This window comes from Olleya namhaensis (genome assembly GCF_900114005.1).
GTDB classification, from domain to species: domain Bacteria; phylum Bacteroidota; class Bacteroidia; order Flavobacteriales; family Flavobacteriaceae; genus Olleya; species Olleya namhaensis.
Genome location: NZ_FORM01000004.1, coordinates 107,237 through 122,369, shown reverse-complemented (window position 1 = coordinate 122,369; position 15,133 = coordinate 107,237). Strand labels below are relative to the sequence as shown.

Here is a 15,133-nt window from a genome sequence, read left to right as displayed (position 1 = left end):
AAGCAGTATGACCTGCATTTTACTTAATACAAACAATTTTCGGTACGGTTTGTGCAAATATAATTCTAATCTGTTACTTTTACTTTGTAATACTTTTAAAAAATGATAAGAAACCTTACACTACTATTTATTACTTTACTATCGCTAACTGCTTTTGGACAAAACGAACATAAGCATGTTAAATTGCAAGAAGAAATTAAAGGCAAGCGCTATGAGATTTATATAGAAAACACAGACTCTATATCTTACGACATCTTTTTAAAGGTGGACACCAATGATTTTAGACGCAGTAGCGAACGCCCTATTTTACAAACAATAAAAGGAAACAGCCGCGTTCGTGTTTTAACCATGGTAAAACTAAACGGTAAAGAAGGTAAATACACGTATACACTAGTGGTCAACGAAGTCTCTTACGCTTTAGAAATAGACAAAGACTTTGAGATTATTGACTTTAAATTAGACAAAGAAATAAACAATAAATCTGTCATTTTATACACGCAGGATGATTGTAGCATCTGCCCAGATGCAAAACATATTTTAACCAAAAATAAGATTAGTTATACTGAATACAACTTGGACAAAGACACAACAAACTATAATAAGATTATAAAAGAATTTAAAGCTATAAAGCCAAAAAGCGATTTCAATAAAATTCCGATCATGAAAATTGATGACAAACTTTACAATGACATTGACAGTCTAGAAAGCTTTATTCAGGCATTACGTGACGGGTTTAATTAATAAGTAAAATATGGACTGTTCAAACTCCTAGAAGCATAAAAAGATTGTTGTTACTGGGACAGTATTCATAAAAAATTAGATAAATTTATTGCTATCCTTTATTTTTAAAAGTGAAAACAAAACAACCAAAACCTAATCTTATGAACGAAAAGATGAAACAAAATGCTGTTGCGTTTTACAAAATGGCATATGAAGGAAACCCTAGACAGGCAACAGAATTATATGTTGGTAAAGAATACATCCAACACAATCCAGCGGTAGCTAATGGTATTGAAGGTTTTATTGCATACTTTGAACGTATGAAAAAAGAGTATCCTAAAAAATCAATAGAATTTGTCCGTATAATTTCAGAAAACGATTTGGTAGCTTTACATACCCATCAGGTTTGGCCAGACAACGATCAATATGTTACTATGGATTTTTTTAGATTTGATAAAGATGCAAAAATTATAGAACATTGGGATTCCATACAGCAAATACCAAAACAATCTGCCAACAAGAATACCATGTATTAATACTTACTGAATATATTATTTAAATACAACACATAAAAAAAAGCACAATCTTAAGATTGTGCTTTTTTAGTATTATACTATTTATTTCTAATATCTGATATGCTTCGCTACGCTCTAAATATCAATAAAAGGTTTTAGATTTCTCTGTTTTTGTCCCAAGCTTCTAAGTAATCCTTAACTGCTTTTACAAACTGACCACCTAACGCACCGTTTACAACTCGATGGTCATAACTGTGTGATAAATACATTTTGTAACGGATACCAATAAAATCGCCATCAGGTGTTTCGATTACCGCAGGTACTTTACGTATTGCACCTAAAGCAAGAATACCAACTTGTGGTTGATTAATAATTGGTGTCCCCATGATACTTCCAAACGTCCCTACGTTAGTTACTGTATATGTACCACCTTGTACATCATCTGGAGACAACTTACCATCTCTTGCACGTCCGGCTAAATCGTTAACCGCTTTAGTCATACCAACTAAGTTAAGTTGATCCGCATTTTTAATAACAGGTACAATTAAGTTACCATCTGGTAAAGCTGCAGCCATACCTAGGTTAATGTTTTTCTTTTTAATGATAGTATCACCCTGTAAAGAGATATTCATCATTGGAAACTCACGTAATGCCTTAGCAATAGCTTCCATAAATATTGGTGTAAATGTTAAGTTTTGACCTTCGCGTTTTGCGAAACCATCTTTAACTTTTTTACGCCAATTCCAAATATTAGTAACATCTGCTTCTATAAAACTTTGTACATGTGCACTAGTTTGAACAGATTGTACCATGTGATGAGAAATCATTTTTCCCATTCTAGTTAATTCTATAATCTCATCTCCTTCAGACACAGCAATTGGCGCTGCTGCTTTTGGCGCTGCTTTAGCTGCTGGAGCGCTTGGTGCTGCAACTGCTTTTGCAGGTTGACCACTTCTATCTTTTAGATAAGTAATCATATCGTTTTTAGTAACACGACCATCTTTACCTGTTCCAGTAATAGTATCTAACTCTGCTTGAGCGATACCTTCTGCTTTAGCCATATTTTTTACTAAAGGCGAATAAAAACGCTCATCACTAGAAGCAATCGCTTCCGTAGTGACTTTAGCTGCTTCCATTGTTTTAGATACTTCCTGTGCTGCAACTGCTGCCTCAGGTTTAGCTTCAGCCTTAGGTGCTTCGGTTGTTGTACCAGCATCACCATCAGTTTCAATTATTGCTATGGTTTGACCAACTTGCACTACATCGTCCACGTTAAATAGTTTTTCAACTAAAACGCCATCAACTTCACTTGGTACTTCACTATCTACTTTGTCTGTTGCAATTTCTAAAACTGCTTCATCCGATTCAATAGTATCTCCAACCTCTTTTAACCATGAAGTAATTGTTGCTTCAGCAACGCTTTCTCCCATCTTAGGTAACTTAAGTTCAAATCTTGCCATATTAATAATTTACTAGTCTTTTTAATGTATTGAATTGCAAAATTAATAAATAATAAGCGTTTTTACTACTTATTATGCATCATTTTGCAACGTTTTAAAAGTGAAGCACTTCGCCTCTGCTTTTTGATGAATCGCTTCCGAGGATAAAATTAGAGTTTTTTGGAAGAATTCTAAAGCTTATATTTTTATTTTTTTCAGAATTTATTATCGTTTCAATAATTGTTTTAAAACTTAAATAGTTAGCATCTAAGATAACCTGTGTATCTGCTTCTGTTTTTGATAATTCTGATACTTTATTAAGTGGTTTCGCTATTTTATTTTCTAACTCAGGATAGTTTTTATCAGATACTATAGTGTGATTTCTAACCGGCTTTATTTCCGCGAAAGCGTTATTATTTAAATGTTTAGCTGCTTTAATACCAACCCAAACTGCAGCATCAAATACTACATTACGTTTAAAATGCTTTTTATAAAAGATTTGCATCGCACCATAAAAACGTTGGGAGTAATTGGCATCTTTTAATGTGCTTTCGCCTTTAAAATGAATGACTTTTATCGGACCATAATACATGTTATCAAAACCAGCTTTTACGACTTTATAGGACAAATCAATATCCTCTCCGTACATAAAATAGTCTTCGTCAAATCCACCAACCTGTTGGTAAATTTGTTTTTCTAACATCATAAAAGCACCTACAAAAACAGGCACTATACCTGACGTATTTGGTTTTAAATCGGATACATAATACGATTTATCAAATCCAAACACCTTTTTTATTGCCACTTTGGGTGTTGGAATTTGACGCTTACTTTCTGGTAAAAAGCAACCTGTACCATCCACTAATCTGCAAGCAAACAATCCTAAATCGTTTTTAATTTTTGAAAACTCAAATAACTGCTCAAAACAATCTTCAGGAACCACTGTATCGGGATTTAGAATACACAAAAACTGCCCTTTAGCTTGCTGTACACCCATATTATTCCCTTTTGAAAAACCTAAATTTTCCTTATTCTGAATCAGTATTACATTAGGAAACTTTTGCTTAACCATAGCGCAACTTTGATCTGAAGAGTTATTATCTACGACAATAATCTCTGCTTCTAGATTTGTAATTGCAGCTGATACACTTTGCAAACACAGCTCTAAAAAATAGTGCACGTTATAATTTAATATAATTATGGATAGCTTCATTAATGCTTATAACTTTAATGAAGATTCAAATGGAATTCGGTTTAAGATACTACGTCCTAAGGTAATTTCGTCAGCATATTCTAACTCGTCACCAACAGATATCCCTCTAGCAATAGTTGATGTTTCTATGCTAAAATCTTTAATTTGTTTATAGATATAAAAGTTTGTTGTATCACCCTCCATCGTTGGACTTAATGCAAAAATAAGCTCTTTAATTTGACCTTCTCTTACTTTTTGTACTAGGCTAACAATATTTAAATCGTGAGGTCCCACACCGTCCATTGGCGATATTTTTCCGCCTAAAACGTGATATAGTCCTTTATGCGACGCTGTATTCTCAATAGCCATTACATCTCTAATGTCTTCGACCACGCAAATAACATCTGCTTTACGCAATGGGTTTGAGCAAATATCACACAGCTCGTTATCACTAATATTATTACAAGATTTACATACCTTTAAATCGTTAACCATGGTATTTAAAGCATGACTTAACCCATGTGTATGCGCTTTAGGCTGGCGTAATAAATGTAACGCTAAACGCAATGCTGTACGTTTACCAATACCTGGCAGTTGCGAGATTTCGTTAACTGCGTTTTCAAGAAGTTTTGAAGAAAATTCCATAACTGCAAAATTAATGCTTTTGCTATTACTTTTAGCATTTATTTTAAGTCTAATTATGTTAATAAAATCTATATGTTTTAACTTAAAAAACAAAACAACCTTCAGTACATTTTTAACTAAAATCGGTTATAATTTTCTGTTTATTGTCAAATAACTTTTATCTAAATACTAATTTTGTATTTTGGCCATTATATCCAATTTTTATGACTTCGATACAAATCCTTTTATTAATAGCAGCCTACTTTGGTGTGCTAATTTTAATCTCATATTTTACAGGAAAAGACGACTCTAACGATGTGTTTTTTAAAGGAAAAAAGCAATCGCCTTGGTATGTTGTTGCGTTTGGAATGATTGGTGCCTCACTTTCTGGTGTGACCTTTATATCGGTTCCTGGTTTGATTGAGGGACAACAATTTGCCTATATGCAAGGTGTATTTGGTTTTTTTGTTGGTTATTTAGTCGTGCTTCTTGTGCTTTTACCTTTGTATTATAAATTAAACGTCACCTCTATTTACCAATACTTAGAGCAACGCTTTGGAACGGTTAGTTATAAGACTGGTGCGTTTTTCTTTTTATTATCTAGAGTTACCGGAGCAGCTTTTAGACTGTTTTTAGTAGCATTAGCCATGCAATATATTGTGTTTGAAGCTTTGGGTGTTCCGTTTTGGTTAACCGTAGTCATATCTATTGCGTTAATATGGTTATATACTAAACGTGGCGGTATTAAAACCATTGTATGGACAGATACACTGCAGACTTTAGCCATGCTAACATCTGTTATTGTTGCTATATTTTTAATTGTAAATAAATTAGGTTGGTCCGTAACCGAGATATTTAACAAGGACAGTTTTAAGGCTAAAAGTCAGCTATTCTTTTTTGATGATGTAAACAGTAAAATCTATTTCTGGAAATACTTTATTGGAGGTATATTTATAACGATTGCTATGACTGGTTTGGACCAAGATATGATGCAAAAAAACTTAACCTGTAAAAATCCTAGCGATGCTAAGAAAAACATGTTTAGCATGTCTATTTTATTAGTATTTGTTAATGTAATATTTTTATCCTTAGGGGCTTTATTATTTATATATTCTGAACAATTTGGGGTTTCTATCCCTGTTGTAGATGGCAAAGTAAGAACAGACCTATTATTCCCAGAAATAGCTATGAACCAAGGATTGGGTCTTGGGCTACAAATCACCTTTTTAATAGGGCTAATTGCTGCAGCTTACAGTAGCGCTGATAGTGCATTAACATCTTTAACAACATCTTTTTCTATTGATTTTTTAAATATTGAAAAATTACCGTTAGCACAACAAAAACCACTACGTAAAAAAGTACATATTGGTGTATCTTTATTACTAATAGTGATTGTGGTTATTTTTAATGAACTAGAAGGTAGCGTTGTCGGTAACCTATTTAAGTTTGCTACCTTTACTTATGGTCCTTTATTAGGTTTGTTTGCATTTGGAATACTAACTAAGCGCTCTATTAAAGACAACTTTGCTTGGATTGTAGGATTAGCGTCTATAATAATCACTTATTTTATTACAGAGCTTCCTGCAAACTTTCCTGATAGCTTTATTGGGAAGTATGCTTTCCATTGGGAAATTCTTCCTTTAAATGGTTTAATAACATTTATAGGATTGCTTTTAATTTCCGCGAAAGCGAAACCTAATACTGATTTGTAGACAACAATACTAAAGTACAAGCGACTTCAAAGTCAATATTATTTTCTTTTAAAAGCACGTACAATTCAGGGTTTTCTGTACCTGGATTAAAAATCACGCGCTTTGGATCTAAACCTACAATATAATTGTAATACTCTTTTTGTCGTGTTGGATTTAAATATAGTGTAACAGTATCTAAATCTTGATATTGTTGTAATTCTTTATCAATAGTAACACCAACGACTTCTCCTGCTTTCATCCCGAAAGCAACCGTTTCATGGCCATACTTAACCAATTTGCGTATTGCAATATTACTATATCTATCTAATTTTAGTGATGCCCCAAGGACTAACGTTTTTTTGCTCATAAATGTTAAAATTTAAAAATAATATAAATATACAGTAACAGTTTACAAATTAAGGCGTCTTTATAATAGAAGTAAAATACATCAATCAAATAATCAATCAAACAATGAAAAAACTAATCACCATTGCCTTACTATTGCTAACCTTTAGTATCCAGGCCCAAGACAAAACAAATGCTTTACCCAAAATCGGAACCGTTACTGGTAATGTATTAGACGTATCACTTAACCAACCCTTACCTTATGTTAACGTCATTGTAAAAGACACCAACAATAAATTAATAACTGGTGGTATTACAAATGATGAAGGACAATTTAGAGTGACACAAATCCCAGAAGGCACTAATTTAATTACTATTGAGTATTTAGGTTTTTTACCACAGACTAAAACCATTGTTATTACTAAAGATAATAAAGTTATAGACTTAGGAACTATTAATTTAGAAGAGGCAGCAACTAGCCTAGACGAGGTGACTATTGTTGCAGAAACCTCAACAATACAACAAAAAGTAGACAGAAAAGTAATTACTATTGGTAAAGACTTACAAACTGCTGGGGCAACTGCTAGCGAAATTATGAACAACTTACCATCTGTAAGTGTTGATCAACAAACAGGATCTATTAGTTTACGTGGTAACCAAAATGTAAGAGTTATGGTAGATGGTAAATTATCAAACATTCCTGCGGAACAATTACTAAAACAAATCCCATCATCTTCTATTAAAAGCATCGAATTAATTACTAATCCGTCTGCTAAATATAACCCTGAAGGAATGAGTGGTATTATTAATATTGTACTACATAAAAACACAAAAATTGGATTTAACGGAAATATAAATATTGGGCTATCGCATGACATCGAAGCTAAATTTAATAGCTCGATTGATGCTAATTACCGTAACGGAAAATTCAATTTATATGGTTCTTACAATAATAGTGTCACCAAAAACTTCAATTTTGGAGAGATTAATAGAGTTGAACAAGATATTCAGCAAAAATTTGAAATTCTAAATAACAACAAATCCCATTTATTTAAAGTCGGTTTAGATTATTATTTGGATGATAGAAATACTATTTCTGTATTTACAAATCAAAATATTTTTGACGGTTGGGTTAATGTTGATTCTGAAATCAATTATTTAGCGAATGCTTCTTTAAATGAATCTCAGTTTACTAGAAATGATAACGGAAACGATTCTGAACAATACAATTTTAACTACAAGCACGACTTTAATGACGATGGACATAGTTTAGAGTTAGAGGTTGATCACAATACATATGATGGTTTATCAGATTCTAGAAACAACTTTTTTAGCTCTCAACGTCCAAACTTTTTAGAAAACACAGATACAGACAGAGCAAGCTCTACAATAAATTTAGATTATAGTAATCCTATATCAGAAACTACTAAATTAGAATTTGGTTTACAAGCCCGCTTGTTTAACACTACTATTTTTTACCAATCTGACGCAAGAGAAACTAATCAATCTGGAGTTTACATTCCGACAACCACTACTTTTGATTATACAAGAGATATTTATTCTGCCTACGCTACTTATGGTAAAACATTAGATAAATGGAGCTATCAAGTTGGATTACGTGCTGAGACTGTTGCTGTAGATTCTGAGGCTTTCAAAAAAGATTTAGCTTCAAACGAAGAGACGACAATCCCATTTGATAATGATTACTTTAAACTATATCCTTCAGCGTTTTTAACGTACACACCTTCAGATAAAAATTCGTTTCAATTAAATTATAGTAGACGTGTGGACCGTCCAGGTATTGGACAAGTTAATCCTTTACCAGAATGGAGTACGCCTTTAATCTCTCAATTTGGGAATCAAGAATTACGTCCACAGTTTACAAACTCCATTGAAACCAATTACACAAGACAGTTAGAAAACGGTAGTATTACCGCAGGTGTGTTTTATAGAATTATTGAAGACGAAATACAACAAGCCATCCTAATTGACAGATCAGATGTTAACAGACTATTTTTTACAAACTTAAATTTTGATAACTCTTCTGCCTATGGTATAGAATTATCTTCAAACTATAGACCTACAAAATGGTGGAGTATTAATGGTAGTTTTGATTTATTTTCTCAAACACAAAAAAGTGTTGCCGAATCTTTTGATACCAACCAAAACATTGTTTTAAACACAGTTAAAGTTGACAATATCGTTTGGAATGTAAGAGCCTTTAATAATTTTAAAGTCACTAAAGCCTTAAGTTTATCTGCTTTTGGTATGTACAGCGGAAAAAACAAAAACATACAATTTGAAATGGAAGATATGTTAATGGTAAACCTAGGGATGCGTTATAGCTTCTTAGAAGGTAAAGCCAGTTTTAGCTTAAGCTATAATGATATTTTTGACACCATGTACGCGCAGTTTGAAGGCCAAACTCCTTATTTACAACAAGGTCGATTTAACTGGGAAAGCCAACAAATTTCTGGACGTTTATCGTACCGTTTTGGTGGCGGAAAATACAGAGCTAAATCAAGAAAACAAAGAGACGATGATACTAAATCCGGTGGTGGATTTATGTAATAGTATAAACAATACCATCTAGAGGTTATTTAGTAGCTAACAAACAGTTAATGGTTAGTGTTTAAGTTAGTTGCTAGATAAAAACCCCAAAGCCTGATCAGTTTTGGGGTTTTGTTTTTTTAACATCATTTTTTGTTATCGACCCCTTCCGTGTTAAAACCACGTTAAATACTAATAGTCAGCGTAATAAATTTCTCTTTTATGCGTCTTAACTATAACAAGACAGTAAATCAGTTTTATTATTTTTATTTGAATTAGTCTTCACAACAAAAAACAAGAAAAAGATTTATATAGTTAAGTTTAAGTAGTTAGTTAGTTAAAAAGCCAGAAACAAAATTTTGTTTCTGGCTTTTTTTTTCTTGATAGTATCAAAGACACTATCAATTATATGATAAGAGTTACTAAACACACAGGTCTTTAGTTACCATTTAATAATAACACTACCCCAAGTAAATCCACTACCAAACGCAGCTAATACAACATTATCCCCTTCTTTAACCTTACCTTGTTCCCAAGCTTCAGTTAATGCTATTGGTATAGAAGCAGCTGTTGTGTTACCGTACTTCATAATGTTATTAAATACTTGATCATCACTTAATCCAAATTTCTTCTGGATAAACTGTGCGATACGTAAATTAGCTTGATGTGGTATTAACATATCAATAGCCTCTTTATCCATATTATTTTTAGCTAGACCTTCCATAATTACTTCGCTAAAACGGACTACTGCATTTTTAAATACAAATTGACCATTCATATGCGGGAAGTAACTAACGTCATCCGGATCGTTATCTGCAAGTATATCACTTACCCAACGTTTACCCATTCCTGGCGCCACTAAAACTAGCTCTTCAGCATGCTCTCCTTGACTATGTAAATGCGTAGATAAGATCCCTTTACTATTATCCTCTTCTCTTGTTAATATTGCAGCTCCTGCTCCATCACCAAAAATTACAGTCACACCACGTCCTCTTGTAGTCTTATCTAACCCTTGAGAGTGTAACTCACTACCAATAACTAGTATGTTTTTATACATACCAGTTTTTATAAAATTATCTGCAACAGATAAAGCATATACAAAACCAGAACATTGGTTACGCACATCTAAAGCCCCTACGGTTTTAATATCTAAAGCATGTTGTACTTGCACCCCTGGACCAGGAAAATACATATCAGGACTTAGGGTTGCAAAAATGATAAAATCAATATCATCCTTATCTATACCTGCACGTTCTATTGCTTGTTTGGCAGCTTTCACTCCCATTGTTGCTGTTGTATCTCCAGAGCCTTCTTTTACCCAACGTCTTTCTTTTATTCCAGTACGTTCTGTAATCCACTCATCATTAGTATCCATCATTTTGGATAAATCCGCATTTGTGACAACGTTGTCAGGTACATATTTACCTAAACCAATAATTTTTGAATTGTACATTAAGTTATATTTTTATTATGTCTACTTCCCTTTTTCCATTAAAAAAAAATAGTATCGCAATTTAATGCTTTCAAAAATAATGATTTCACAATTATTTCTTATTCGTTATGCATGCATAATAGTTTCGGTTATTTACAAGTGTCATCTTGTCACATTTTAGCAATTGGCATTTTTGTTGACTGTTAAAGATTAAGAAATTAATATAAGTTTTCGCTTTAAGCGGAATTAAAAAAATAAATAATATCATGGCAAAAGGAAGTATTAATGTTTCAGTAGAAAACATTTTCCCATTAATTAAAAAGTTCTTGTATAGTGATCACGAAATATTTTTACGTGAGCTTATTAGTAATGGTACAGATGCAACATTAAAATTAAAGCATTTAACGACTATTGGCGAATCAAAAGCCGAATACGGAAACCCAGTAATCGAGGTTAAAATTGATAAGGAAGGTAAAAAACTTCATATTATCGATCAAGGTTTAGGTATGACTGCGGACGAGGTTGAAAAGTATATCAATCAAGTGGCATTTTCTGGAGCTGAAGAGTTTTTAGATAAGTATAAAGACAGTGCTAAAGATTCTGGAATTATCGGACACTTTGGTTTAGGTTTTTACTCAGCTTTTATGGTTGCAGAGAAAGTAGAAATTATTACTAAATCTCATAAAGAAGGTACAACAGCTGCACATTGGACATGTGATGGTTCTCCTGAGTTTACTTTAGAAGATGCAGATAAAACAGACAGAGGAACTGAGATTATTTTACACATTGCAGAAGACTCTCTTGAGTTTTTAGAAGAAGCACGTATTAGTAGCTTACTTTATAAGTATAACAAGTTTATGCCGGTGCCAATTAAATTTGGAACTAAAGAAGTAAACGACCCTGAGCATACACCAGCAACTACAAAAGATGCTGAAGGTAAAGAAACGACTGAGCCTCAGAAAAAAATTACTGTAGATAATATTATTAACAATCCTACTCCGGCTTGGACTAAACAACCAGCAGATTTAACGGATGAGGATTACACTAGCTTTTACAGAGAGTTATACCCTGCACAACACGAAGATCCATTATTCCATATTCATTTAAATGTAGACTATCCATTTAATCTTACAGGTATTTTATACTTCCCTAAGATGACACAGGATATGGCAATGCAAAAGGACAAAATCCAATTGTACCAAAACCAAGTGTACGTTACAGATAATGTAGAAGGGATTGTACCAGAATTTTTAACGATGTTACGTGGTGTGATTGACAGTCCAGATATCCCATTAAACGTGTCTCGTAGTTATTTACAAGCAGATGGTGCTGTTAAAAAAATATCATCTTACATTTCTCGTAAAGTAGCCGACAAATTAAAGTCGCTATTTAACACCAATCGTGAAGAGTTTGAAGCAAAATGGAATGACATTAAGATTGTTATTGAATACGGAATGTTATCTGAAGACAAATTTTTTGATAAAGCAGATGCATTTGCACTATACCCAACGGTAGATGGTAAATACTTTACTTACGAAGAGTTATTAAACGCTATCAAAGCAAAACAAACTGATAAGGATGGTAAGTTAGTTATCCTTTATACAAGTAACCAAGAAGCACAACACAGTTATGTTGAAGCTGCAAAAGACAAAGGTTATGATGTGTTATTGTTAGATAGTCCTATTATTTCGCATTTAATGCAAAAATTAGAATCTACTAAAGAAAACATTACTTTTTCTCGTGTAGATGCGGACGCTATTGATAAGTTAATTGCTAAAGACGAAACAACAATCTCTAAATTAGACGACACGCAAACAAAAGCGTTAGACGAGCTATTGAAAGAAGTAATACCGTCTGATAAATTTATGGTACAATTAGAAGCTATGGATAGCAACGCAACGCCATTTATGATTACACAACCAGAATTTATGCGTCGTATGAAAGAGATGCAAGCGTCAGGTGGTGGCGGCGGAATGCAAATGTTTGGTAACATGCCAGAAATGTACAACCTTGTGATTAATACAAACTCTGACTTAGTTAACGAGATTTTAAGCACAGAAGCTAAAGACAAGCAAACACATTTAATAACGCAAAGTTTAGACTTAGCACGTTTATCTCAAGGTCTTTTAAAAGGAAAAGAATTATCAGACTTTATCAAACGTAGTTACGAGTTATTAAAGTAACATAAAGCAGGCTGTTTTTGTAATGCCATTAGCATATCAATAACATACCGCTTTAAATATAACACTACCGCTTTCGCGGAAATTAAAAGCCACCTAATTAAGGTGGCTTTTTTTATTCAATATAAATAACAGTATCATAATCTGTTATACACTAAAACTTTCAAAATTTTTGATTAAGTTTACCTACCCAACCAAGTACTTTTTTTAAATGATTGACCAAAGCCTACCACAAACAGAAGCCATTAATACGCTTCTAAATAATGCTTATAATAATCGATCTCTAGACCTACCCAACAGTATTGTCTTAGCAAAAAAAGCCCTGCAATTAAGCCGAAACCTCAATAACCAACAATTAATTGGACGTAGTTTAAACCAACTTGGTTTGTATTACATGATTATTAGCGACTACACAAACTCTACCAAACACGCTACAGAAGCAGTTGCTTGCTTTACAATTATTGATGACCAATTAGGTATTGCAGACTCTAAATACACCATTGGTAGTGTCCATTATAAAACAGATAATTATCACGAAGGTTTAATTTGTTTAATCGAAGCCTTTCGTATTTATAAAAAACATGATGACTTTAAAAACCAATCTAAAGTTGGTAAAGCTATCGGAACAGCTTATGAGTATATTGGAGATCAATCCAATGCTTTTAAATCTTACAAAGAGGCTGTAAAAAATGCCAGAAAAGTAAACTGCATAAATCTAGAATCTAACGTATATAATAATCTATCAGGTTTATTACTAAAAAACAATAAGACCAGTTATGCCATAAAAATGATAGAGCATTCCATAAAACTAAAAAAAGAATCTGGAGACACTAGAGGTTATGGGTTTGCTATTTATGGACGCGGAAAAATATATTTTGCTCTAGGTGATTTTGAAAAAGCTGAAAACGATTTTTTAACAGCTATCACAACCTACAATAAGGTTATCGAAATTATGGGCGCTTGTATGGCTTACAATAAATTAGGGAAACTATATTTAAAACAAGACCAATTAGACAAAGCAGAACAAGCGGTTTTAACCGGGTTAAATCTGTCTATTAAATACAACATTACCATTACCAAAATAAAAGGATACCATCAACTATATATCATATACAAAAAGGCTAATCAAATTGAAAGTGCTTTTAAATATCTTGAACTGTACCTTACAGAGAAAGAATTAATCATGAATACGCAGACGCAACAAGTTATGGATAACTATAGCTTGATTAACAAAACTAACGTGTTAGAACATGAAGCCTTACTTCAAAAAGAGAAACAAAAAATAATAGAGAAAAAAAACGAGGACGATCAAAAAGCATTAAAACTAAAACAAGAGTTTTTATCTGTAATGAGTCATGAGATAAGAACACCGCTACATGCCATGACTACCATTGTAGCTATTCTTGAAGATCAAGTTTTTGGAGAAAACAAAAAGCTAATAGAAAGTCTACAGTTTGCCTCTAACAACCTTATAAGCATAGTAAATAACGTCTTAGACTTTTCTAAACTAGACTCTAAAAAAACAAACCTAGAAGTAGAAAACACTAATTTTGATACGTTATGTAAAAACATTTTAAATCTACATCTAAATTTAGCACAGTCTAAAGGCTTAAAATTAGTTTTAAAAAACAATGTTCCGGACACCACAAACTATCTAATAGACCAAACCAAACTAACACAAATACTTAGTAACCTGATTGGTAATGCTATTAAGTTTACAGAAAAAGGTAAAGTGACCTTTAAGATTAAATTGAAAGAAAAAAGCGCAACGCATGACACGCTTTTAATTAAGATAAAAGATACAGGAGAAGGTATTCCTAAAAAAGACTTGATAGAAATATTTGATAGTTTTTCTCAAATAAAACCTATTATGACTAAAAAGCAAGGCGGTACAGGTCTTGGATTAGCCATAGTAAAAGAACTAGTTAAATTGCATGACAGCGTTATCAAAGTAAATAGTAAAGAACAAAAAGGCTCTGAGTTTTACTTTACAATCCAATTAGAACGCATAGCACCAATGGTAGCTAAACCTAAACCAATTTTTAATCAGCTAAAAAATAAACTTATTCTATTAGCCGAAGACACCGTAATGAATGCCACACTTATTACCAAAGTGTTGTCTAAATGGGGTATTAAAACAGAGCATGCTGTTAATGGTAAAGTAGCTGTAGAATATGCTAAAAATAAAATTTACGATTTTATTTTAATGGATTTACACATGCCAGAAATGAATGGTATTGATGCAACAAAATTAATCAGGACCGAAAGTAACTTAAATAAAGACACGCCAATATTTGCCATTACGGCGGATGTTATGACAACCAAGAATAATAAAGAGCATGCTAAGCTTTTTAATGACATCCTATGGAAACCTATTGAGATTGAAAAACTATACCAAGCCATAGCCAAAGAGGACGTTTTAAACTACAACTAAACGCTACATCA

The 15,133-nt window shown here is 32.7% G+C and carries 11 protein-coding genes; 6 read left to right on the top strand and 5 right to left on the bottom strand.

The window, feature by feature from the left end; all coding sequences use genetic code 11:
- The first annotated feature begins 102 nt into the window (after positions 1 to 102).
- Together BMZ09_RS07710 and BMZ09_RS07705 are read left to right on the top strand one after the other, a co-directional pair.
- Positions 103 to 741 (top strand): glutaredoxin family protein, encoded by a 639-nt coding sequence (locus BMZ09_RS07710; RefSeq protein WP_090839163.1) that lies wholly within the window; start codon positions 103 to 105, stop codon positions 739 to 741.
- Positions 742 to 881: 140 nt separating this feature from the next.
- Positions 882 to 1,256: a nuclear transport factor 2 family protein gene (locus BMZ09_RS07705; RefSeq protein ID WP_090839161.1), complete on the top strand. Its 375-nt coding sequence runs from the start codon at positions 882 to 884 to the stop codon at positions 1,254 to 1,256.
- A gap of 134 nt (positions 1,257 to 1,390) precedes the next feature.
- Here the strand turns inward: BMZ09_RS07705 and BMZ09_RS07700 are convergent, their stop codons facing one another.
- The 3 genes from BMZ09_RS07700 to recR all read right to left on the bottom strand — a co-directional run bounded on the left by BMZ09_RS07700 (position 1,391) and on the right by recR (position 4,511).
- Positions 1,391 to 2,695, bottom strand: a complete 1,305-nt coding sequence (locus BMZ09_RS07700) for a dihydrolipoamide acetyltransferase family protein (protein WP_090839159.1) — start codon at positions 2,693 to 2,695, stop codon at positions 1,391 to 1,393.
- Between the two features lie 94 nt (positions 2,696 to 2,789).
- Positions 2,790 to 3,887 carry a glycosyltransferase family 2 protein gene (locus BMZ09_RS07695; protein WP_090839157.1) on the bottom strand — a complete coding sequence of 366 codons (1,098 nt, stop codon included), beginning with the start codon at positions 3,885 to 3,887 and terminating at the stop codon, positions 2,790 to 2,792.
- A gap of 6 nt (positions 3,888 to 3,893) precedes the next feature.
- A complete protein-coding gene (recR, locus tag BMZ09_RS07690) occupies positions 3,894 to 4,511 on the bottom strand; it encodes a recombination mediator RecR (RefSeq protein WP_090839503.1) in 618 nt (205 codons plus the stop codon).
- 203 nt (positions 4,512 to 4,714) lie between these two features.
- Between recR and BMZ09_RS07685 the strand changes: the two genes are divergently transcribed.
- Positions 4,715 to 6,202, top strand: a complete 1,488-nt coding sequence (locus BMZ09_RS07685; RefSeq protein WP_090839155.1) for a sodium:solute symporter — start codon at positions 4,715 to 4,717, stop codon at positions 6,200 to 6,202.
- Here BMZ09_RS07685 and BMZ09_RS07680 read toward each other — a convergent pair.
- The gene (locus BMZ09_RS07680; protein WP_090839154.1) at positions 6,186 to 6,548 is read right to left on the bottom strand and encodes a CoA-binding protein; all 363 of its coding nucleotides are present in this window, start codon (positions 6,546 to 6,548) and stop codon (positions 6,186 to 6,188) included. The two genes, BMZ09_RS07685 and BMZ09_RS07680, sit on opposite strands and share 17 nt — an antisense overlap.
- Before the next feature lie 104 nt (positions 6,549 to 6,652).
- On the opposite strand from BMZ09_RS07680, the gene BMZ09_RS07675 reads away from it, so the two are divergent.
- The gene (locus tag BMZ09_RS07675; RefSeq protein ID WP_090839152.1) at positions 6,653 to 9,097 is read left to right on the top strand and encodes a TonB-dependent receptor; all 2,445 of its coding nucleotides are present in this window, start codon (positions 6,653 to 6,655) and stop codon (positions 9,095 to 9,097) included.
- A 421-nt stretch (positions 9,098 to 9,518) separates the two neighbouring features.
- On the opposite strand, the gene BMZ09_RS07670 is transcribed toward BMZ09_RS07675, so the two are convergent.
- Positions 9,519 to 10,529 (bottom strand): 3-oxoacyl-ACP synthase III family protein, encoded by a 1,011-nt coding sequence (locus BMZ09_RS07670; protein ID WP_090839150.1) that lies wholly within the window; start codon positions 10,527 to 10,529, stop codon positions 9,519 to 9,521.
- 245 nt (positions 10,530 to 10,774) lie between these two features.
- Here BMZ09_RS07670 and htpG point away from each other — a divergent pair, with 245 nt between their 5' ends.
- Positions 10,775 to 12,691: a molecular chaperone HtpG gene (gene htpG, locus BMZ09_RS07665; RefSeq protein WP_090839148.1), complete on the top strand. Its 1,917-nt coding sequence runs from the start codon at positions 10,775 to 10,777 to the stop codon at positions 12,689 to 12,691.
- Positions 12,692 to 12,899: 208 nt separating this feature from the next.
- A complete protein-coding gene (locus tag BMZ09_RS07660; protein ID WP_090839146.1) occupies positions 12,900 to 15,122 on the top strand; it encodes an ATP-binding response regulator in 2,223 nt (740 codons plus the stop codon).
- Positions 15,123 to 15,133: the final 11 nt, after the last annotated feature.

What these genes read in the sequence shown, in the direction of transcription:
- BMZ09_RS07710 (WP_090839163.1), top strand. Translation starts at nt 103, where the DNA reads ATGATAAGAAACCTTACACTACTATTTATTACTTTACTATCGCTAACT.
- BMZ09_RS07705 (WP_090839161.1), top strand. Translation starts at nt 882, where the DNA reads ATGAACGAAAAGATGAAACAAAATGCTGTTGCGTTTTACAAAATGGCA.
- BMZ09_RS07700 (WP_090839159.1), bottom strand. Translation starts at nt 2,695, where the DNA reads ATGGCAAGATTTGAACTTAAGTTACCTAAGATGGGAGAAAGCGTTGCT.
- BMZ09_RS07695 (WP_090839157.1), bottom strand. Translation starts at nt 3,887, where the DNA reads ATGAAGCTATCCATAATTATATTAAATTATAACGTGCACTATTTTTTA.
- recR (WP_090839503.1), bottom strand. Translation starts at nt 4,511, where the DNA reads ATGGAATTTTCTTCAAAACTTCTTGAAAACGCAGTTAACGAAATCTCG.
- BMZ09_RS07685 (WP_090839155.1), top strand. Translation starts at nt 4,715, where the DNA reads ATGACTTCGATACAAATCCTTTTATTAATAGCAGCCTACTTTGGTGTG.
- BMZ09_RS07680 (WP_090839154.1), bottom strand. Translation starts at nt 6,548, where the DNA reads ATGAGCAAAAAAACGTTAGTCCTTGGGGCATCACTAAAATTAGATAGA.
- BMZ09_RS07675 (WP_090839152.1), top strand. Translation starts at nt 6,653, where the DNA reads ATGAAAAAACTAATCACCATTGCCTTACTATTGCTAACCTTTAGTATC.
- BMZ09_RS07670 (WP_090839150.1), bottom strand. Translation starts at nt 10,529, where the DNA reads ATGTACAATTCAAAAATTATTGGTTTAGGTAAATATGTACCTGACAAC.
- htpG (WP_090839148.1), top strand. Translation starts at nt 10,775, where the DNA reads ATGGCAAAAGGAAGTATTAATGTTTCAGTAGAAAACATTTTCCCATTA.
- BMZ09_RS07660 (WP_090839146.1), top strand. Translation starts at nt 12,900, where the DNA reads ATGATTGACCAAAGCCTACCACAAACAGAAGCCATTAATACGCTTCTA.